Below are 19,223 nucleotides of genomic sequence, written 5' to 3'. Positions count from 1 at the left end.
AGCCCCTTCACGGATGGTCTATCCCGCGCTGCTTCACCGCGCTGTTCTATCCCGAGCCCCTTCACGGATGGTCTATCCCGCGCTGCTTCACCGCGCCGGTCCATCCCGAGCCCCTCACAGCTGGTCAATCCCGAGCCCCTTCTGGGATGGATTGTCTCCCGCCCCTTCACGGATGGTCTACCTCGAGATCAGGGTCAGCACCCCGACTCGCCCCGCCGACCAGCGCCGCCAAAGACACCCAGAGTGTGAAGACCGCAGGTCCTCCGGCCCGCCCCCGGCGCCGAGCCTCGAGATCTCAGAACTGGATACGCAAGTGGTCGGTGACCGGCCTCGCCTGGCAGCCCAGGATATAACCGCTTTCGATATCCTCCGGATCGAGGATCTCGGAGTTCTCCATCTCGACCTTGCCCTCCAGCACCGTGCAGGCGCAGGATCCGCATTCGCCTTCCTGGCACGAGTACGGCACATCGATACCTTTGTCGAGCATGATGTCGACCAGCGTCTGTTTCCGCGGCCAGCTGAGGTTGTGCGTCTCCCCGTCCAGCTCCACCTCCACCGTGGCCGCGTCCGCGGCTTCCTCGTCGGAGATCTCGGCGGGCGCCGTCGCGGCGAACGGATCGCCCGCCAGCGAGTTGAAGATCTCGGCGTGGGTGCGGTTACGCGGGACCCCGAGCTGGTTGAGGGCGTCGTGCACCCCGTCCATGAACGGCTTCGGCCCGCACATGAAGGCGGCGTGGCCGGTGTAGGGCCGGAGCAGTTCGGCCAGCGCGGCGACCGTCGGCAGGCCCTGCAGCGTCTCCAGCCAGTGCACCACGACGAGCCGCTGCGGGTTCTTCTCCGCGAGTTCACGCAGTTCCGCGGCGAAGATGACGGATTCCGGGTCCCGGTTGGCGTAGAACAGCACGATCCGCCCGGTGCCGCGATCGAGTGCGGATTTGAGAATCGACATCACCGGGGTGATCCCGCTCCCGGCCGCGCACAGCAGCAGATCGTCGTCGAGGTCCTTCGGCGTGAACACGCCGGAGGGCGGTAGTACTTCGAGTTGGTCGCCCGGCTTCACGTTGTCGCAGAGCCAGTTGGAGCCGTAGCCGTCCTGGGTCCGTTTGACCGTGACCTTGGGCAGGTCGTCGGTGAACGGGGAGCTGGCCAGCGAGTAGCAGCGTGCCACCGAACCGGTCCGGTCGCTGGGGATGCGCAGCGTGAGGAACTGGCCGGGCTGGTAGGCGAATTTGTCCCGCGCTTGCTCGGGGACCTCGAAGACCAGCGAGCTCGCGTCGGTGGTTTCCGCGATGACCTGGGCAACCCGCAATACGACGGATCGCGAGCCATGGGGCACTTCGACGGTGGTCATCTCGTCCTCTCGACACCTGGTAGCCGACGGCATCCAGCCTACGGCAAAACTAGAACGTGTTCCAATTTTACCCTATGTCGGCCGCCTGTTGGCGAGTCAGCTGGCCCTCCAATCCGGAGACCAGTACACCGACTCCGAAATCGTAGGAATACTTGCCGCGCAGATCCGGCAGGTGTTCCATTGCGCGGGCCACTCGCTCCGGCATCACGACATCGGGCGGGGTGTCGAGGTTGCGTGGATTCACCCGGCGACGGCCGAACAGGTAGGTGTGGATGGTCGCGTAACCGGCCAGCACATTGCGATCGTCGAAACCCGCTTCGTAGAGGATCTCCATGATCGCCGCGATCAGATCGAGCTGTTTGCCGAGCATCTGCTCGATCAGGATGTCACCCAGGCCGGGATGGCGACGCAAGCGTTCATCGATCTGGGCGAGCAGGCCGACCAGGCGGTCCTGCCACGGCCCCGATTCCGGTGGTGGTTTCCGCACACCGGTGAGCGCCGCCGTAGCGACCAGGTCGAGTAGTTCTCGCTTATCGGCCACGTAGTAGTAGGGCGCCATGGGGGAAACGCCGAGCTCGCGCGAGAGCCGGCGCATGGATAGTTTCTCCACTCCATCGGCGCGTACGACCCGAAGTGCCGCCTCGACGATCTCGGTTTCGGAGAGGGTGCTGCCATTGCCGCCCCCGCCCCCGCTCGTCTGCATCCGCACGACTCCCATTGCCACCTCTACACGCTGGGCGGTACCCGCCCGTTACGTTCTGTTCAGCTGCTTTGCCCCGCAGTCTAGAGGTCGCGTTATGGCGTGAGCGCGCACATTACTGGAAAACTGTTCCATTTTGTCAGTGGATGACGATATGGTGTGACAGCGATCGCATCCGGCGATCGCAGCGCCGGCACTGTGCCACGGCCCACCGGCGGTACTCGACGCGGTGCCGCGCGGCTCGCGCCGTGGCAGCCCCCCGGCCGGCGCAGGCGCCAATCAGTGGAGGTAGCCATGGCGGACAACCGTTCCTTCGGACCGGCCGAAACCGATCACCGCGGACCGATCGGCACAGTCGACAAGCACGCGACCGAGGACGCTCCCGTCGTCGAGGAAACTCTGATCGAAGAGGTGTCCATCGACGGTATGTGCGGCGTCTACTGATCGGGCGGGAGCCAGAGATGCTCGATCTGGAAACTCGCTGGCAGCTGCATCCCCGCGTGGCGCTGCGCCCGGAACCCTTCGGTGCGCTGCTGTATCACTTCGGGACCCGCAAACTGTCCTTTCTGAAGAATCCGCGGATCGTCGAGATCGTGCGCTCCCTGCCCGGGCACACCTCGGCCCGCGCGGCCATCCGGGCCGCCGGAATCGGGGACTCCGCTGCCGATCCGTATGTGAAAGCGCTGGCGAATCTGGCCGATTCGGACATGATTCAGCGGGCGCCGGAGACGGCCGGGCTCACCGAGTCCGCGCCGTTCACCGGTGTCGGCCCGGCCGATCCGGCGGTCCGGCTGGTGGATCGGTTCGAATCCGGGCTGGCGGCCCCGATTTGCCTCACCTGGGAACTCACCTACGCGTGCAACCTCTCGTGCGTGCACTGCCTGTCCTCCTCGGGCCGGCGGGATCCGAACGAGCTCAGCACCGAGCAGTGCAAGGCACTGATCGACGAGTTCCAGAAGATGCAGGTGTTCTACGTGAACATCGGCGGCGGTGAACCCACGGTGCGCCCGGACTTCTGGGAACTCGTGGACTACGCGACCTCCCACCAGGTGGGGGTGAAGTTCTCGACGAACGGTGTGCGCATCACGCCGGAGGTCGCGCAGCGGCTGGCCGCCAGCGACTATGTCGACGTCCAGATCTCGCTGGACGGTGCCGACGCCGAGGTGAACGACGCGGTACGCGGTCCGGGTTCCTACGATACGGCGATCCGGGCGCTGGAGAATCTGGCGAACGCCGGCTTCCGGGATGCGAAATTGTCCGTGGTGGCGACCCGGCACAATATCGATCAACTCGACGAGTTCAAGGAGATCGCCGACCGGTACGGCGCCACCCTGCGGCTCACCCGGCTGCGGCCGTCGGGCCGTGGCGCGGACGTATGGGACGAACTGCATCCGCTGCCGGAACAGCAGCGCACGCTGTACGACTGGCTCGTACGTAACGGCGAGGGTGTGCTGACCGGCGATTCGTTCTTCCACCTCTCCGCCTATGGTGAGGCGCTGCCCGGGCTGAACATGTGCGGGGCGGGCCGGGTGGTCTGCCTGGTCGATCCGCTGGGTGACGTCTACGCCTGCCCGTTCGCGATTCACGATCGGTTCCATGCCGGAAATGTCGTCACCGACGGCGGTTTCGCCACCGTCTGGCGGGATTCGGAGCTGTTCAACGAGTTGCGGGAGCCCACCGACGGCGGTGCGTGCACGAAATGCGCGCATTACGACTCCTGCCGTGGCGGCTGTATGGCGGCGAAGTTTTTCACCGGGCTGCCCGCCGACGGTCCGGACCCGGAATGCGTTCAGGGTTACGGAGAAGCGGCATTGGCGAACACGGGGCGGGTCATCCCGCGTCCGGCGGTGGACCATTCGCGCAAGACGACCTCGCGTAAGTCGCGTTCCAGCGGTCCCATCCCGCTGACGCTGCTGCCCCCGTCGAAGCCGCCGGCGCGTGCGTGTGACGAGAGTCCACTCGTGTGAGAAATGTTGTGTGACACCGCCCCGGACAGCGATAGCCGAATCGTTGCCCGGGGCGGTTCGCCATACCGGCGCAACCGTCCCGGTGGCCTTTCTCATGCTCGTGACCACCGTCGTTCCGGGAATTTCTTCGGAACGAAACACTTTTTCCCGGACTGCTGATGTCTCGTATCGAATCGGCAGTTACCATCCGTGGAATGCGCCATGATCGCCTGCCCGACGGATTCGGGGTGCGGATCGACCCACGGGTACGCGCATACTCGGGGGGACGCATCCTGATCGGTGGCTCACCCGCTCGTTTGCTGCGCCTTGCTCCCGAGGCCGCGCAGATGATCGGCGACGGCTACCTCGAAGTGAACAGTCCGCAATCCGCGATGGTAGCCAGACGGCTACTGGATTCCGGTGTCGCCAATCCGCGGCCGCGGTTGCTGCCGTCGCCGGAGGACGTGACGGTTATCGTGCCGCTGCACAACAACCCCGACGGCTTGGACCGTCTCCTGGCCACGCTGCGCCAGCATACGGTCATCGTGGTCGACGACGGATCCGACGAGCCCGTCCAGGTGGCGGACGAGCACGGCCGCCGCGGCCAGGTGAAGGTGTTGCGCCACGATCAGCAGCGCGGTCCCGCCGCCGCGCGCAATACCGGGCTGCGGGAGGCCTCGACACAGTTCGTCGCGTTCCTGGACTCCGATGTGGTGCCGCGCAGTGGCTGGCTCGAGGTGATGCTGGGACATTTCAGCGATCCGCAGGTGGCGCTGGTCGCCCCGCGGATCGTCGCGCTGGACCCGGAATCCACCACCCTCGCCCGCTACGAGCACACCCGCTCCTCGCTGGACCTCGGCCGCCGCGAATCCGCGGTGCGATCCGGCGGTGTCGTCTCGTACGTGCCGAGCGCGGCGCTGCTGGTGCGACGCGAGGTACTCGAATCCGAGGGCGGATTCGACGAAAGTATGCAGGTCGCCGAGGATGTGGATCTGTGCTGGCGGCTCGAACGGGCGGGCTGGCGGTTGCGCTACGAACCGGCCGCGCATGTGGCGCACGACCATCGGGTTTCGTTCCGCGAGTGGTTCCGCCGCAAACTCTTCTACGGCACCGGCGCCGCGCCGCTGAGTCAACGGCACGCCGGGAAGGTTTCGCCACTGCAGATACCCAAGTGGACGGGGCTGGCCGCGCTGTTCCTGGCGACCCGCACCCGCTGGGGTCTGCTGGCCGCGATGCTGACCCTGCTGGTCCCGCTACGCCGGTTGCGGATCGCCTTCGCGGGCGTGGACAACCCGACCGGAGTCGCGGCGATCTATGTGGCCCGGGGTTTCTTCGCGGGGCTGTGGCGGCTGTCTTCGGCCATGTTCCGCCACTATTGGCCGATAACCCTGGCGGCGATGGTGTTCTCCCGCCGGATCCGGCAGACCGCGCTGACTCTCGCGCTCGCCGAGGGCGCGGTCGACTGGTACACCCATCGGGAGCCCGGAGGTCTGGACCCGCTGCGATATATCGCGTTCCGCCGGATCGACGATATCGGCTACGGCACCGGCCTGTGGCTCGGCGCGTGGCGGGCGGGCAGCCCGGCCGCGTTGAGACCGACCGCCCCGCCCCGGTAACGGGAGCGGGCACCATGGTGGACACGCTGATCATCGGTGGCGGGAGCGCCGGTTCGGTACTCGCCGCACGACTGAGCGAGGACCCCGGACACACCGTTCGTCTCGTGGAAGCCGGCGGCAATCGGTATTCGGCGGCCGATTTCCCGCCCGAACTCTCGGACAGCGCCGCATTGCCCGTGGACGATCAGGCGCCCTGGTTGTGGCGTTATCCCGTGGCGCTCACCCCGGACCGGCCCGGCCGGATCGTGCGCGGTCGCGGTATCGGCGGTTCGGGCTCGGTGAACGGCTGCTACTTCATCCGCGCCGCGGCCCGCGATTTCGCGGCTTGGAGCCGGGAGACGGGTTCCACGGCGTGGGACTTCGAAGCCGTGCTGCCGTATGCCCGCTCGCTGGAGAACGACGCGGACTTCGGCGACTACGCCGGGCACAGCAGAACAGGTCCGGTACCCGTGCGCCGTATCGCCCGGCCCTCCCGATTGGTCGAGGAATTCGCCGCCACCTGCCTGGATCTCGGGTTCGGCGAGGTACCCGACTGGAATGCGATGCCCGGCGGACCGGATACAGGCGTCGGTCCGGTGCCGTGCACGATCGGGCCGCCGGACGCCGCCGGGCGGCATCACCGGATCGGACCCGCGCTCTCCTATCTGCTGCCCGCGCTGTCCCGCCCGAACCTGACCGTGCGGGGTGACACGCTGGTCACGCGGCTGCGGTTCGACGGCACCCGGGTGGTCGGAGCCGACTGTGTGTCCGGTGGGCAGCTCGAGACGATCCGGGCGGATCGGGTGGTGCTGTGCGCGGGCGCGATCGAATCCGCCGCGCTGCTCCTGCGTTCCGGTATCGGTCCCGCCGATCATCTCGCGGCCCTGGGAATACCGCTTGTCACCCCGGCTCCGGTCGGGCAGTGGGTGACCGACCACCCGGAGATCGGGATCGAATACCGGCATCCGGCTCCCGCGGCCGGTGCGGTGCCGCTCGAATACGTGCTGGAGTTCGACGATATCGAGATCCGGCCCTACGCGGTGGCCTTCGCGCCCGGGGTGCACCGGATGGGTGTGACGCTGATGCGGCCGACCAGTTCCGGCCGGCTCCGGCTGGCCGCCCCGGATCCGCTCGTACCGCCGCTGATCGAGGAGGGTTATCTCGCGACGGGCTCCGACCGCGCCCGCCTGCGCGCGGCGGTGGGGCTGGCGGGCAAGATCCTGGACGTGATGTCGGCGCAATGGTCCGGCGGGACCGATGAGGGCGCGATCTCGGACCGGTGGTTGTACGAGCGGCTCGGTACCTCTCAGCATCTGGCGGGGACCTGCCGGATGGGCGGGCCGGACGATCCCCGGGCGGTGGTCGACGAGCACTGCCGCGTCCACGGGGTCGAGGGAGTGTCGGTGGTCGATCTCTCGGTCGTCCCGGTTCCTTTGAGCCGCGGTCCACACGCGACGGTGGTCCTGCTGGCCGAACGGGCTACGGCGGATCTGCGCTGATCGAACAGTGGGAATGCCCGGGCCACAGGCTATTTAGCGATAGCCGTACGCTATTCAAGACATAAAGCGGCTACTGTCTCGCTAACGGGTGGCGGGCCGGTCCACTTGCCCTCGCCGGTGCCCGGCTCCTCCGGCTGGCGCGACCGGTTCCGCTACGGTACTTTCCTCCGGTGCGGTACGCCGGTCGGGTACGCCGTGGCCCGGATCCGATGATCCACTACGGCCCCCGGCGCCCGGTACGAACCGCACGCCCTCGGGTGCGGCCGACTGCTCTCGGCGCACCCCGGCCACCTGCGCTGGGACAACCGGCGTGGTAGGTGAGCTGTATCGGTCGGGGATACAGCTCACCGGGGTGGGTATACGAAATATCAAGTGGCGCCACGCAATATTGCATATCCATTTTCGACACCCCGGCCCGATCTCCCGGGTTATCCCCCTCGGAGCAAGTACTCTGGTCCCTCGGGAGGCCCGTCACGGCAACGTGATACGGCCCCCGGGAATCCGCACCCGGCGCCGAACACCGGGGAAGGTACGGCGCCGGTGCGGAAGGTCCCAGCGAACTCCCCGCGATCGCGGAATTCCGGGTTTCCCCTGGCTACCGCCCACCGAGGCCCGACATGGTGATCCCCCGCACGAATGCTTTCTGCGCCAGGGCATAGACGATCAGCAGCGGTAGCAGGATCAGCATGGACGCGGCCATCAAGACCGGCCACTCCGAGACGTACTGTCCCTGCATCCGTACCAGGCCCAGTGTGACCGTGGAGATGTTCTCGCGTTGGATCATCACCAGTGGCCACAGGAAGTCGTTCCATACATTCACCCAGGTGAGCACCGCCAGCACCATGACCGCCGGTTTGGCATTGGGCAGGAGCACCCGCCAGTAGATCTGCCAGGGGGAACAGCCGTCGAGTACGGCGGCTTCTTCGAGGTCGGCCGGGAGTGTGCGGAAGAACTGCCGCATCAGATAGGTGCCGAACGCGTTGCCGAACAATCCGGGGACGATCAGCGCCCAGGGCGTATCCGTCCAGCCCAGGATGCGGATGAGGACGAACTGCGGAACGACTGTCACGGTGAGCGGGACCATGAGCGTGGCCAGATAGGCCACGAACAGGACATCCCGGCCGGGGAAGCGCAGCCGGGCGAACGCGTATCCGGCCAGCGAGCAGAAGAAAACCTGACCGGCGGTGATACATCCCGCGTACACGAGCGTGTTGAGAAACATCCGGCCGAGAGGCATCAGGTCGAAAACAGCGCCGTAGTTGGACCACTGCGGGTTGCGCGGGATCAGGGTCGGTGTGGTCACCTCGGATTGTTTCTTCAGCGAACCGGCCAGCGCCCACAGGATGGGGAGCAGTGAGCACCATGCCATCGCGATGAGTACAAGATAGAGCGCGGCGGCCCGGAGAATGCCGCGGCTGTTCCATCGAGGGGCCGGCATCATTCCTCCGTGGAGTTTCTGCGGCTGAACCACAGTTGGGCGACGGTCAGCACCAGCAGGGCAACGAAGACCAGCCACGCGATCGCGGCGGCATAGCCGGCGTCACCGAAAGCGAAGGCATTCTGGAAGATCATGATGCCGAAGACGTAGGTCCCGGTCTCCGGTCCACCGTTGCCGCCGGTGAGTACGTAGACCTGGTCGAATGCCTGTACCGAGTTGATGATCGAGATAACGAGGACGAAAGACAGCGCACCCCGGATGAGGGGCACGGTGACGGATACGAATCGTCGTATCGCGCCCGCACCGTCGATCTTCGCCGCGTCGTACAGGTCCTCCGGTACGCCCTGCATCGCGGCGAGCAGTACGACCGTGGCGAACGGGACACTTTTCCAGGTGCTGACGAGGCATAGCGATACCATCGCCCAGCCGGGGTCGACCAACCATGGGACAGGACCGATCCCGACCCAGCCGAGCATCGTATTGAGCGGCCCGTTGTTCGTATCGAATACGAAACGCCAGATCACCGCCATCACCACACTCGATACCGCCAGCGGAAGGAACATGGCGGTCCGGAACAGGCCGATTCCCTTGACTCTCCGGTTCAGGGCCGCGGCGACAACAAGGCTTATCGCGACGGTCGGGATCAGGGTCCCGAGTGTGAAAACGATCGTGTTCCGCAACGCGATGGAGAACAGTGGATCCGTGGTGAGCAGCCGATGGAAGTTATCCAGCCCGGTGAATCTGATAGGGCCGATGAGATCCCACTCCTGGAAGCTCAGATAGAGCGAAAACCCCAAGGGGAAAACCAGGAACACCGCGACCGCCAGCAGATTCGGCGCGATGAACAGTCGCCCCGCCCGAGCCCGCCGTTTCTCCAGGCCCGAGCGGCCCCGTGCAGTAGCGGAATCCGGTGCGGGTGCTTTCTCGATAATGTCCTCGTCGACGGTAGTCATTGATTACGCAGCACCTCATCGGCCTCGGGAGCGAGTCGGTCCTTCAGCGATGCCGCGGGTCTGGCGCCGCGGAGAACGGGGCCGATATACCGGTCCATCAGGGCATCGATCCGCGCCCACGCGGCGGTGACCGGCATAGGCGCGGAGTGTGCCGGTCCTTCGGTGAGGATGTCCAGGTTGCCGATATTCCTGTGTGCCGCATAGAATCCACCGGATTTCGCCGCGGACTTCCAGACCGGGACGAAAAGGCCGGATTCCGCGATAACGGCCTGGCCGATGGGTCCGGCCGCAAACTTCAGGAACTCCCACGCCTGCTCTTTCCTGGTACTGGCGGCGGATATGGCGAGACCGGTTGTGCCGATATTCGATCGAGCGCCGGCGCTTCCCGATCTCGCCGGTAATGCGGTGACATCGAAATCCAGGTCGTCGGCATCGGAGAAGGTCCGGTACCGCCAATGCCCGCCCATGGCCAGTGCGGCTTTACCCTGCGCGAAGACATCCATGGCCGAGATCGACTGCTGATCCGCCGGACTCGGCGCCACGCCGTACTTGTTGGCCAGGTCGGCGTAGAACTGGACACCCTCGACGAAGGCATCGTCGGCGAAGGCCGAACGACCCGGGACGGTTCGCGGGCGTGCCCATTCCGCGCCGTTGTTGACGGCGAACAACCCGGCCGAATAGTACGGCACCCAGGTGTCGACGAACCCCCACTGAACAACCCTGCCCGACCGGTCGCGACGGGTGAGATCACGGCTGATATCGAGGAATTCGCCGAAACTCCAGGCGTCGCCCCAACGGCCGGGGGCGGACACTCCGGCCGCGTCGAACAACTTTCTGTTGTAGAAGAGGAAATTGCCCGACCACTGTTCCGGAAGTGCGTATTGCCCGCCTTTGAACGCGAAGGTGTCGTACAGTGCGGCGACGCTGCCGGCCTTCAGTTCGGCCGCGAAACCCGGATCGCTGTCGAGCATGCTGTTCAGATCCAGCAGGATGCCTCGGTCGGCGAGACCGGCAAAGGTCTGTTCCCACGCCATCAACACATCGGGGCATTTACCGCCCGCGCAGAAGGTCAGCATCTGCTGTATCGGATCGGGGCCGGACAATATGGTGCGGACCCTGATATCCGGGTATCTGCGGGAGAATTCGTCGATCACGCGCCGGCGTCCGTCGGCCTCGTCGGGATTGGCCTGGAAGAAGAAGGTCAGCGCGTCGTCGTCGTTACCGCAGCCGACCGCCGCCGACGCCGCCAGCGACGCGCCGATGCCGCAGGTCGCGCGCAGAAACCCGCGGCGTCCCATACACGTTGCATGCTCATCCACGCCGCATTCACCTCGTCCCCGTGCCGAGCCCGCGCGCACAGAATCGTCCGGTCCGGATCCGCGAATCTGTACCGGACGTTCGGGCTCGCCCGCTCCGCCGACCGCAGGTCACGACCGTTCCGGTACCCGCCGATTGTCCAACGCCGCGGCGCGGATAGATCCCAGCGACTCACCCGGGATGCCGCGCGGTTCAGATGAGCTGTTTTTGCTTCTTGATGCGGCGGCGGACGTCGGCCATGAGGGCGTGGCTGCCGCCGTGGCGGAGGAAGCGGGGGATGAAGCGATTGACGAAACCGACGAAGAGGAAGAGGTTTTCGAAGCGGCGCTGATCGGCATCGGACCATGCGACCTGCATCTGGTCGCGGAAATAGGGGCCGAGGAAACCGATGGTGAGGAATCGGAGCAGGCCGCGGAACGGGATGCGCAGGTACCAGTGGATCATCCGCAGGTTCAGTAGGTCGTCGAGGTAGGAGCGGACGTAGTCGTCGAGGACGGCCTGTTCGCAGGCCTTGTTCCAGTATTCGTCGAATTCCGCGCGGGTGGCCGGCCACATCTCCTCGGTGACCTGCAGAGTCGTGCCCAGCGACGAGGACGACCGGTAGAACGCTTCGTTCTGTTCGGGGCTCATCCGGCCGGCGAGCAGCTGGTAGGTGTCTTCGAAACCGATGTAGAGGCAGGCCGCGACCCACAGCTGCAGGTTCCGGTCGAAGGCGTTGTATTCGACGGGGGCGCCCGGTTCGGAGCGGACCTGGCGGTGGGCTCCGTTCACCGCTTCCCGGAAGGCCTTCTTCTCCTCGTCGTTGCCGAGGATGGCCACGGCCAGGTACTGGGTGGTGGTGCGGGCACGTTTCCACGGGCGCTTCATCAGCGAGCCCGATTCCACTTTGCTTTCGGCGACACCGTATCCGACGCCCGGGTGTGCCATCTGCATGATGACGTTGGCCGCGGCGCCGGCGAACTGCCAGAAGTCGAGGGCGTCGGTGAGTCGCAGGGGGCGTTTGGTGAAGGGGCGGTGGGTGGTGCTGATCCGGATACGCGTCTGCTCGGTGGTGAGCGGTTGCCCTCCGGCCGGTCGCGAGCCGCGCGAACCATCGGTTTGCCAGGAGTGTGCAGCGGCGGTCATGAGTGTCCTTCCCCAGGGATCCGGTGTGGTCTAAGTTACTCTAAATTCTTCCAACAGTCACTGGGTATAACGGAACTGCCGCTAACTTACGCACCCGGATCTGGATGGGTTGAATCCCTAGAACAGGTGTCCAGGTGCTGTCGTCGAGTACTGATCTTCGTGAAAACCTTCCGTAAATACGTGAATCGTGCGTAACATAGCGCTCCGATCCGACCGTCTCAGACGTTCCCCGCGGGGGAGGGCGCGCGGTGGTCGGCCAAGGAAGGAGCGCAGCAGCATGCTCAAGCAGCTGGATCGACTGTTCAGCTATGAGATGAAGGTGTCCGAATTCGTCGGCACCCTCATCATTCTCGGCATTCCGTACGGGCTCATCGGAATCGTCTGGACGCTCACCCACACCTCGCATCTGCGGGAGATGCGGGGTCTGGACGTGATCATCTCGTTCCTCGGTTCGATCGTGTGCTGGCCCGTGCTCACCTTCTCGAATGTGTATATGACCTGATGATGGCTCTGGTATGGCTCATCGACATCGTGGTGATCGGCCTCGAGATCCTCGGTGGGCGGACGAAAGTGAACCCGATCCTGCGCTTCGGGCTCTGGCTCGCCCTGCTGTGTGTGCTCGCCGCCGGTATCGCGGTCGTCGGCGCCGGGCTGGTGCTGCTCCAGCGGTACCTCAGCGGTGATCTCGATACGACCGGACTGGAATTGCCATGGTGAGCACCGGAAAGACCGAACCGGAAGACCGTACCGACCTCGAACAGGCGCTCGACGACCTCAAAGGACTCTGGCAGCGCCACCCCCAGCGTTCTCTGGAAACCCTCGGCCGGCAGGTGACCCTGGGCCGGGAGGCCGTGGTCGAAACGGTGAAATCCATCGCCGCGCGCCGTTTCCCGTTCGCGGAATTCGCCAAACAGTGCGCGTTCATGGCGAACGTATCTGCCGCGCCGACCATATTCGTCGCCATGCCGATCGCGGTCGTGGTGTCGATCCAGATCGGTGCGCTGGTCAATCAGGTCGGCGCCACCACATTCATCGGTGCGGTCGCCGGGCTGGGGATCATCCGGCAGGGTGCCCCGCTGGTGACCTCGCTGATGATCGCGGGCGCGGTCGGATCGGCCATCTGTGCCGACCTCGGATCCCGGACCATCCGCGAGGAGATCGACGCGATGATGGTGATGGGGGTCGATCCCGTTCGGAGACTTGTCGCGCCGCGACTGGTGGCGGCCGTGCTGGTGAGCATGCTGCTGTGCGGATTCATCGTATTCGTCGGATTCGCGACGGCCTATATGTTCAACGTCTACGCGCAGTCGGGCACGCCGGGTTCGTTCATCGGCTCGTTCGCGTCGTTCGCGGTCGCCAACGATATGGCGGTGGCGCTGGTCAAATCGGCGATCTTCGGCGTCCTGACGGCGATCATCGCCTGCGATATCGGCCTGCACGCCAAGGGCGGACCGGGCGGGGTGGCGAACGCGGTGAACTCGGCGGTCGTTTCCTCGGCGCTGATGTTGTTCGCCACCAACATCATCATCACGCAGGTGTACAACACCGTGTTCCCGACGAAGGTGATCTGAGGTGGGCACTTCGTACACCCCGCCGGCGCTCAAACCCGTCCGGATGGTCGCCTCGGCGGCGGCGGTACCGGTGGATATCAATCGCCGGATGGGTCACCAGGGCATCATCTTCGTCCAGGCACTGGCGGCGATACCGTTCGTGTTCAGGCACTATCGCAAAGAAGTGCTACGACTGACCGCCGACGTCGGCTGGGGCAACGGCTCGCTGGTCGTGGGCGGCGGCACCGTCGGTGTGGTGCTCATCCTGTGCGGCTTCGGCGGAATCACCGTGGGGATGGAGGCTTTCAGCGCGCTCAATCTGCTCACCATGGGCCCGCTCACCGGTGCGATCTCCGGTTTCGCGACCACCCGGGAGTTAGCGCCGATTCTTGCGACCCTGGCGTTCGCGATCCAGGCTGGCTGCCGATTCACCGCGCAACTGGGGTCCATGCGGATCGCCGAGGAGATCGACGCGCTGGAATCCATCGCGATCCGGCCACTGCCGTATCTGGTGACCACCCGGATGATCGCGGCAACCCTCACCATCATCCCGCTCTACAGCGTGGGGCTGGCGGTGGCGTACCTGGCGACCAAACTCTCGGTGCTGCTGCTGGGCGGCACCTCCGCGGGAACCTACGACCACTACTTCTTCCAGTTCCTGCTCGGCCCGGACCTGTTCTTCTCCCTGCTGAAGGTCGTGGTGTTCGTACTGCTGGCCACGTTCATCCAGTGCTACTACGGCTTTTTCGCGGCGGGCGGCCCGGAAGGTGTCGGGGTGGCGGCCGGGCAGGCGATCAAGATGGTGATCGTGGTCATGGTGTTCGCGAATCTGTTCTTGACACTGGCGATCTGGGGAATCGACCCCGGATTCCGGATTTCGGGGTGAGGCGCCGATGATCATCGATCACAGCGGCCGGGGGCCGCGACCGTGGCATATGACCGTCTCGGGCCTGGTGATGCTGACCGTTCTGGCGGTGCTGCTCGGTCTGCTCGGACTGCGCTACACGGGGCGGTTCGAGGATGCCGTCCAGGTGCGGGCGGTGCTCACCAGTACCGGTGACGGATTGCCGGAGCGTGCCGATGTGAAATTCCGGGGGATGGTCGTCGGTGCGGTATCCGCCGTGGACGTGGTGGCTGCCGGGAAACGGCAGCAGATCCGGATCGATCTGGATTCCCGTATCGCACCCGCTATTCCGGACAATGTCACCGCGCGGGTCGTGCCGAACAACCTCTTCGGTGTCACCGGGATCGAGCTCGTGGACAACGGTGCCGCCCCGGGGCGGCTGGCCGCGGGTGCTGAGATCGCCGAGGACACCAGCGCGGGCACCGTCCAGTTGCAGACCACGCTGACTGTGCTGCGCGATGTGCTGAACAAAATCCAGCCGGAGAAACTGGGCAGGGTACTGGCCACGTTCTCCGAGGCGCTCGATCCGGGGGCGCGGGCGCCGGGATCGACGATCGAACGATTGGACACCTGGGTCACCGAGGTGCGGCGTATCGAGGGTGTGGGGGATCTGCTCGGTGATCTGGGCCGGGCGACCACGGCACTGAGTCAATCGGCTCCGGAGCTGGTGGGAGTGTTATCGGAATCGGTGACGACCGCGCGTACTCTCACCGAACGTCGCGAGAACCTGATCACGATGCTCGCCAATGCCAGTGGTGCGGTGGATTCGGTGAACAGCCTGTTCGCCCGGAGCCCGGACGCGGCCAAGGAATTGGTGCCCGGCGTCGACAGCCTGTTCGGAGCCCTCGCACAGGACCCGGAGGCGATTCCGACCGCTGTCGCGAATCTCAACGCCGCGCTCGGGAAGCTGTCCGGGGCGTTCGGCTGGGGCGCGCAGCGGCAGATGCGCTGGAGCCTGGATGTGTCGTTCACGCCGTTCCAGCAGTACACGGCGAAGGACTGCCCTCGCTACGGTGAGATGGCCGGGCCGCGCTGCGGTGGTGCCTCGGTTCCGGAGACCGCTCCGCCGCAGCAGTATCCACCGAACCTGCTGCCCGGCTGGCTCGACGGTGCGGGTCCGAAACCGCAACTGCCGGTTCCGGCGACGCCCGCGCCGGGCCCCGCGCTCCCGCAGATCCCGGGGCTGCCGGCATTGCCCGGTCTGCCCGCGATTCCGGGTATCACCGTGCCGCTGTTCCCGGGCGCCGTACCGGCCCCCGCGGGACAACCGGCACCCCCGGGGCAAGCGGCTCCCGCGGCAGCCCCGGCCGGTAAGCCGATCGGCCGGTTGCGCGGGCATGCCGCCGTCGCCGCCCTGCTCGGCCGGGCACCCACCACATCCGAATTGCTCCTGCTCACACCGGTTCTGGCGGGTGGCACGGTCGACGTCTACTCCGAGGGGGCCGCCTGATGCGCTTGGCGCGGACAATTACCGGTTTCAGTATTTTCGCCGTGATCGCGATAGTGCTGACCTTCACCATCTGGTCCACGTTGCAGCGTTCGGTACCGGGCGAGTCCGAGACCTACTCGGCCACGTTCACCGACGTGATGGGGGTGCGGGTCGGTGACGATGTGCGGATGGCCGGGGTGCGGGTGGGCCGGGTCGATTCGATCGAGTTCGAACCGGATTACAAGGCCCGGCTGGTACTGCGGATCGAGGAACGGCAGCGGCTCACCGACACCACGAAAGCGCTGGTGCGATACCAGAACCTGATCGGGCAGCGATATATCGCGCTGCTACCGGGCGAGGTGAGAGGTGCGGAGGTCGCGCCGGGTTCGCATATCCCGGTGGAGCGCACCGAGCCCTCGTTCGACGTCTCGGCGCTGCTGTCCGGATTCGAACCGCTGTTCAACGTGCTCCAGCCCGACCAGGTCAATTCGCTGTCGGACACCCTGATCCAGGCATTACAGGGGGACGGGGTCTCGTTGAGCGCGCTCATCACCCAGGCGGCGGAACTGGCGAACACCTTCGGACAGCGCGACGAGATCCTGGGGGCGGTGATCACCAACCTGAGCAGCGTGATCGCCGGGCTGGCCAATCGCAGCCACGAGCTGGAAACCCTGATAACCCAAACCAGAGGTCTGATGGACGCGCTGTACGCCGAGGGCGAGACCCTGAAGAGTTCGGTGGATACGGTGGCCCGCTCCACCGATTCGCTGACCAACCTGATCACGACGGTCAAACCCGATATCGTGCTGGCGCAGAACGAGGCGACCACCGCGGTGGAACTGCTGCTGCTCAACGGCGCCGCGCTCGATCAGGCGGCAACCGAACTGCCGACGGTGCTCAACGGCCTGGCCCGGTTCACCGGCTACGGCGCATACGGCAACGCCTACATCTGCAACCTGGACGTCTCGTTGTGGGGTGTTCTGCTGCCGCCCGGATTGTTCTCCCAGATCGGCGGGAATTCGCAGTCGGAGGTGTGCCGCTGATGGCGAAACTACGAGTGCCTTTCGCGAAGAACCGCTTCCTGTGGCAGGGACTGCTCGCCGCGGCGGCGGTAGCGCTGCTGCTCGTCGGGTCCAGCGTGGTGTCGCAGCTGCGGCTCGGCGATAAAACCGTGACCGCGGAATTCGCGCAGGCCGCGGGTATGCGCCCGGGCGCGACGGTGGACGTATCCGGTATCGAGGTCGGCGAGGTGCGCGCGGTGCGGCTGGCCGGAGACAAGGTCGAGGTCGTGATGAAGATCAGCCGGGATATCCGGCTGGCTACCGACGCGCGCGCCGCGATCAAGATGTCGACCATCCTCGGGCGGTTGCATATCGAGCTGGTGCCCGGTGCGGGCGACGAATCGGCGGATAATCGGATACCGCTGGCCAATACCGCGGTGCCGTACAACCTGGCGAAAGTCATCCAGGATCCGAAGTACCAATCGTCGTTCGAGCGGATCGAACGGATCGACCCGGGCAAGCTGCGCGAGGCGCTGGATGTTTTCGCGCGGCAGATGGGTGATTCGCCGCAACTGGCGGTGACCGCGCTCGATTCGATCGGCTCATTGGCCGCGGTGATCAATTCCCGGCGCGACGAGGTCGACACGCTGCTGCAGAGTATGGATCAGGTATCGCAGCTTGTCGCCGACAACCAGAACAGTGTGCTCACGCTGCTCACCCGCGGTGAGGCGATCGGCAACGCGGTGGCCATGCGCCAGGACATGCTGCGCCGGCTGCTGGACAATGTGGCCGCGCTGTCGGGGCTGCTGCGGGATATGGGGCTGGAGAACAACGGCCAGCTCGGCCCGCTGATCCAGAACCTCGACACCATGACACAGGGCCTGGAGAAGAACCGGGACAACCTGGACCGGCTGTACGAGATCATGCCGGTCACCCTGCGGCAGTTCAACAATGTGATCGGCAACGGGCCCTACGCCGACGTGTGGGCGCCCTGGTTCCTACCGGACAACTGGCTGTGCTTCGCACAGGCCGTTCAGGGGTGTGGCAAATGAACCTGCGCAGGATCACCCGGGTACTCGCGGCCGGTATCGCCGGGCTGTGCGCGGCGGGCTGCTCGGTACTGCCCGACAGTATCGCCGGACTGCCCGACCAGTACCTGGGAGAAAATATCCGGATCAGCGCCGATTTCGAGAATGTGGCCGGGCTGTACGCCGGGAACGAGGTCGCGGTGCTCGGGGTGCCGGTAGGGCGGGTGGAGACGGTGACTCCCCGCGGCAGTTATGTCGAGGTCACCATGAACCTCGACCGTGATGTCGAGGTTCCCGCGGACGCGATGGCGGCGCTGATCTCGCCACAGCTGATCACCAACCGGCACGTCGAACTCGCGCCCGCCTACAGCGGCGAAGGGCCGAAGTTGACCGACGGTGCGCATATCCCGCTGGAACGCACCAGGGTGCCGGTGGAGCTGGACCGGATTCTGGAGAACTTCGACCAGCTCGGGGCTGCGCTGAAGGGGGATAACGAGGTGGGCCCGCTGGCGAGCCGGGTACTGTTTCCGCTACTCGAGGGAAACGGCGACCGGTTGCGGGAAACTCTCGACGATCTGTCCGCGGCGTTCGAGGTGAGTTTCGCCAACAAGGACCAGATCGCCAACACGATCATCAAGCTGAACGAGATCACTCAGGTGGTCGCGCAGAACGATCAGACGGTGCGGGATTTCAGTGCTCGTCTGACGGAATTGGTGCAGCTGATGGGGGAACAGTCGCCGGGGCTGCACGCGGTACTGGTCCAGTTGAACGATTTTGTCGCCAACACCTCGACGCTGGTGGGGGAGAACCGGGATCAGCTGGCCGGCGCGCTGCAGCGGTTTGTCGATATCACCGGTCAGATGCGAACCAATGCAAGAGGTCTCACCGAATTGGTGGATGTCGGGCCGTTGTTCTTCGAGAATCTGGCCAACGGGGTGAGTTATGAGCACCAGGCTTTCCGGGTGCACGGGCTGCTGGACAAGGCGGTGCTGGACAATGAGGTGCTGTCTACCTTTTGTGAGCGGATTCAGTTGCGGGCGGACGGGTGTCGCACGGGGCGGGTTCAGGATTTCGGGCCGGATTTCGGGATCACCGCCGCGCTGCTGGGGATGACGCGATGAGGTGGATTCGGTTGCTCCGTCGGGGGCGGGGGGAAGCTGGAGTGGTGAAAACGGCGTTGACCGTTCGTGAAGGGGCGGGCTGTAATTTTGGAGCCGCTCCGCGGCTCGAGGGTGGGGCCCTATTAACCCGGTTCTTCACTCCCGGCGCTCAGTCGCTGCGCTCCTTCGCTCTGGTCGCTCCAGAACCGGGCGGGCCCCACCCGCAAAAGTTGACCGGACTGGGGAAGTGGTGGGGGTGGGCATCGAAGCTGAGGTTGAGGTTCGCA

General features: G+C 65.6%; 18 protein-coding genes. 12 read left to right on the top strand and 6 right to left on the bottom strand.

The features are described 5' to 3' along the window. Positions 1-295: 295 nt before the first annotated feature. Together ABZ827_RS20275 and mftR2 are read right to left on the bottom strand one after the other, a co-directional pair. On the bottom strand, positions 296-1,351 hold the full coding sequence (locus ABZ827_RS20275; RefSeq protein ID WP_357238673.1) for a ferredoxin--NADP reductase: 1,056 nt from the start codon (positions 1,349-1,351) through the stop codon (positions 296-298). A gap of 67 nt (positions 1,352-1,418) precedes the next feature. Then, on the bottom strand, positions 1,419-2,069 hold the full coding sequence (gene mftR2 / locus ABZ827_RS20270; protein WP_357238721.1) for a mycofactocin system transcriptional regulator MftR2: 651 nt from the start codon (positions 2,067-2,069) through the stop codon (positions 1,419-1,421). A gap of 276 nt (positions 2,070-2,345) precedes the next feature. Here mftR2 and mftA point away from each other — a divergent pair, with 276 nt between their 5' ends. The 4 genes from mftA (at position 2,346) to mftG (ending at position 7,091) form a co-directional block, all read left to right on the top strand. Then, the gene (mftA, locus tag ABZ827_RS20265; protein ID WP_357238671.1) at positions 2,346-2,495 is read left to right on the top strand and encodes a mycofactocin precursor MftA; all 150 of its coding nucleotides are present in this window, start codon (positions 2,346-2,348) and stop codon (positions 2,493-2,495) included. Between the two features lie 17 nt (positions 2,496-2,512). Continuing rightward, on the top strand, positions 2,513-4,018 hold the full coding sequence (gene mftC, locus ABZ827_RS20260; RefSeq protein ID WP_357238669.1) for a mycofactocin radical SAM maturase: 1,506 nt from the start codon (positions 2,513-2,515) through the stop codon (positions 4,016-4,018). Positions 4,019-4,212: 194 nt separating this feature from the next. Next, positions 4,213-5,613: a mycofactocin biosynthesis glycosyltransferase MftF gene (gene mftF, locus ABZ827_RS20255; RefSeq protein ID WP_357238667.1), complete on the top strand. Its 1,401-nt coding sequence runs from the start codon at positions 4,213-4,215 to the stop codon at positions 5,611-5,613. 14 nt (positions 5,614-5,627) lie between these two features. Beyond that, positions 5,628-7,091 carry a mycofactocin system GMC family oxidoreductase MftG gene (gene mftG, locus ABZ827_RS20250; RefSeq protein WP_357238665.1) on the top strand — a complete coding sequence of 488 codons (1,464 nt, stop codon included), beginning with the start codon at positions 5,628-5,630 and terminating at the stop codon, positions 7,089-7,091. 595 nt (positions 7,092-7,686) lie between these two features. Here mftG and ABZ827_RS20245 read toward each other — a convergent pair. The 4 genes from ABZ827_RS20245 to ABZ827_RS20230 all read right to left on the bottom strand — a co-directional run bounded on the left by ABZ827_RS20245 (position 7,687) and on the right by ABZ827_RS20230 (position 11,924). Next, positions 7,687-8,529 carry a carbohydrate ABC transporter permease gene (locus ABZ827_RS20245; RefSeq protein ID WP_357238663.1) on the bottom strand — a complete coding sequence of 281 codons (843 nt, stop codon included), beginning with the start codon at positions 8,527-8,529 and terminating at the stop codon, positions 7,687-7,689. Further along, positions 8,529-9,482 (bottom strand): sugar ABC transporter permease, encoded by a 954-nt coding sequence (locus ABZ827_RS20240; protein WP_357238661.1) that lies wholly within the window; start codon positions 9,480-9,482, stop codon positions 8,529-8,531. The genes ABZ827_RS20245 and ABZ827_RS20240 overlap by 1 nt, the downstream gene beginning before the upstream one ends. Then, positions 9,479-10,801, bottom strand: coding sequence for a sugar ABC transporter substrate-binding protein (locus ABZ827_RS20235; protein ID WP_357238659.1), 1,323 nt, complete (start codon positions 10,799-10,801; stop codon positions 9,479-9,481). Before ABZ827_RS20235 ends, ABZ827_RS20240 begins: the two co-directional genes overlap by 4 nt. 190 nt (positions 10,802-10,991) lie before the next feature. Beyond that, positions 10,992-11,924 carry an oxygenase MpaB family protein gene (locus ABZ827_RS20230; protein WP_357238657.1) on the bottom strand — a complete coding sequence of 311 codons (933 nt, stop codon included), beginning with the start codon at positions 11,922-11,924 and terminating at the stop codon, positions 10,992-10,994. A 277-nt stretch (positions 11,925-12,201) separates the two neighbouring features. Here ABZ827_RS20230 and ABZ827_RS20225 point away from each other — a divergent pair, with 277 nt between their 5' ends. Genes ABZ827_RS20225 through ABZ827_RS20190 form a run of 8 tightly spaced genes read left to right on the top strand, consistent with a single transcriptional unit; the run spans position 12,202 to position 18,957 of the window. Beyond that, positions 12,202-12,426, top strand: a complete 225-nt coding sequence (locus tag ABZ827_RS20225) for a hypothetical protein (protein ID WP_357238655.1) — start codon at positions 12,202-12,204, stop codon at positions 12,424-12,426. Beyond that, positions 12,426-12,641, top strand: a complete 216-nt coding sequence (locus ABZ827_RS20220) for a hypothetical protein (RefSeq protein ID WP_357238653.1) — start codon at positions 12,426-12,428, stop codon at positions 12,639-12,641. The genes ABZ827_RS20225 and ABZ827_RS20220 overlap by 1 nt, the downstream gene beginning before the upstream one ends. Then, the gene (locus ABZ827_RS20215; protein WP_357238651.1) at positions 12,635-13,495 is read left to right on the top strand and encodes an ABC transporter permease; all 861 of its coding nucleotides are present in this window, start codon (positions 12,635-12,637) and stop codon (positions 13,493-13,495) included. Before ABZ827_RS20220 ends, ABZ827_RS20215 begins: the two co-directional genes overlap by 7 nt. 1 nt (position 13,496) lies before the next feature. Then, positions 13,497-14,360, top strand: coding sequence for an ABC transporter permease (locus tag ABZ827_RS20210; protein WP_357238649.1), 864 nt, complete (start codon positions 13,497-13,499; stop codon positions 14,358-14,360). Between the two features lie 7 nt (positions 14,361-14,367). Further along, the gene (locus ABZ827_RS20205) at positions 14,368-15,828 is read left to right on the top strand and encodes an MCE family protein (protein ID WP_357238647.1); all 1,461 of its coding nucleotides are present in this window, start codon (positions 14,368-14,370) and stop codon (positions 15,826-15,828) included. Then, a complete protein-coding gene (locus ABZ827_RS20200) occupies positions 15,828-16,850 on the top strand; it encodes an MlaD family protein (RefSeq protein ID WP_357238645.1) in 1,023 nt (340 codons plus the stop codon). The genes ABZ827_RS20205 and ABZ827_RS20200 overlap by 1 nt, the downstream gene beginning before the upstream one ends. Next, positions 16,850-17,860, top strand: coding sequence for an MCE family protein (locus ABZ827_RS20195; protein WP_357238643.1), 1,011 nt, complete (start codon positions 16,850-16,852; stop codon positions 17,858-17,860). The genes ABZ827_RS20200 and ABZ827_RS20195 overlap by 1 nt, the downstream gene beginning before the upstream one ends. Then, positions 17,857-18,957: an MCE family protein gene (locus ABZ827_RS20190; RefSeq protein ID WP_357238641.1), complete on the top strand. Its 1,101-nt coding sequence runs from the start codon at positions 17,857-17,859 to the stop codon at positions 18,955-18,957. The genes ABZ827_RS20195 and ABZ827_RS20190 overlap by 4 nt, the downstream gene beginning before the upstream one ends. Positions 18,958-19,223: the final 266 nt, after the last annotated feature.

Source organism: Nocardia sp. NPDC019395 (assembly GCF_040632335.1).
Taxonomy (GTDB): Bacteria; Actinomycetota; Actinomycetes; order Mycobacteriales; family Mycobacteriaceae; genus Nocardia.
This window is presented reverse-complemented; position numbering and strand designations above follow the sequence as displayed.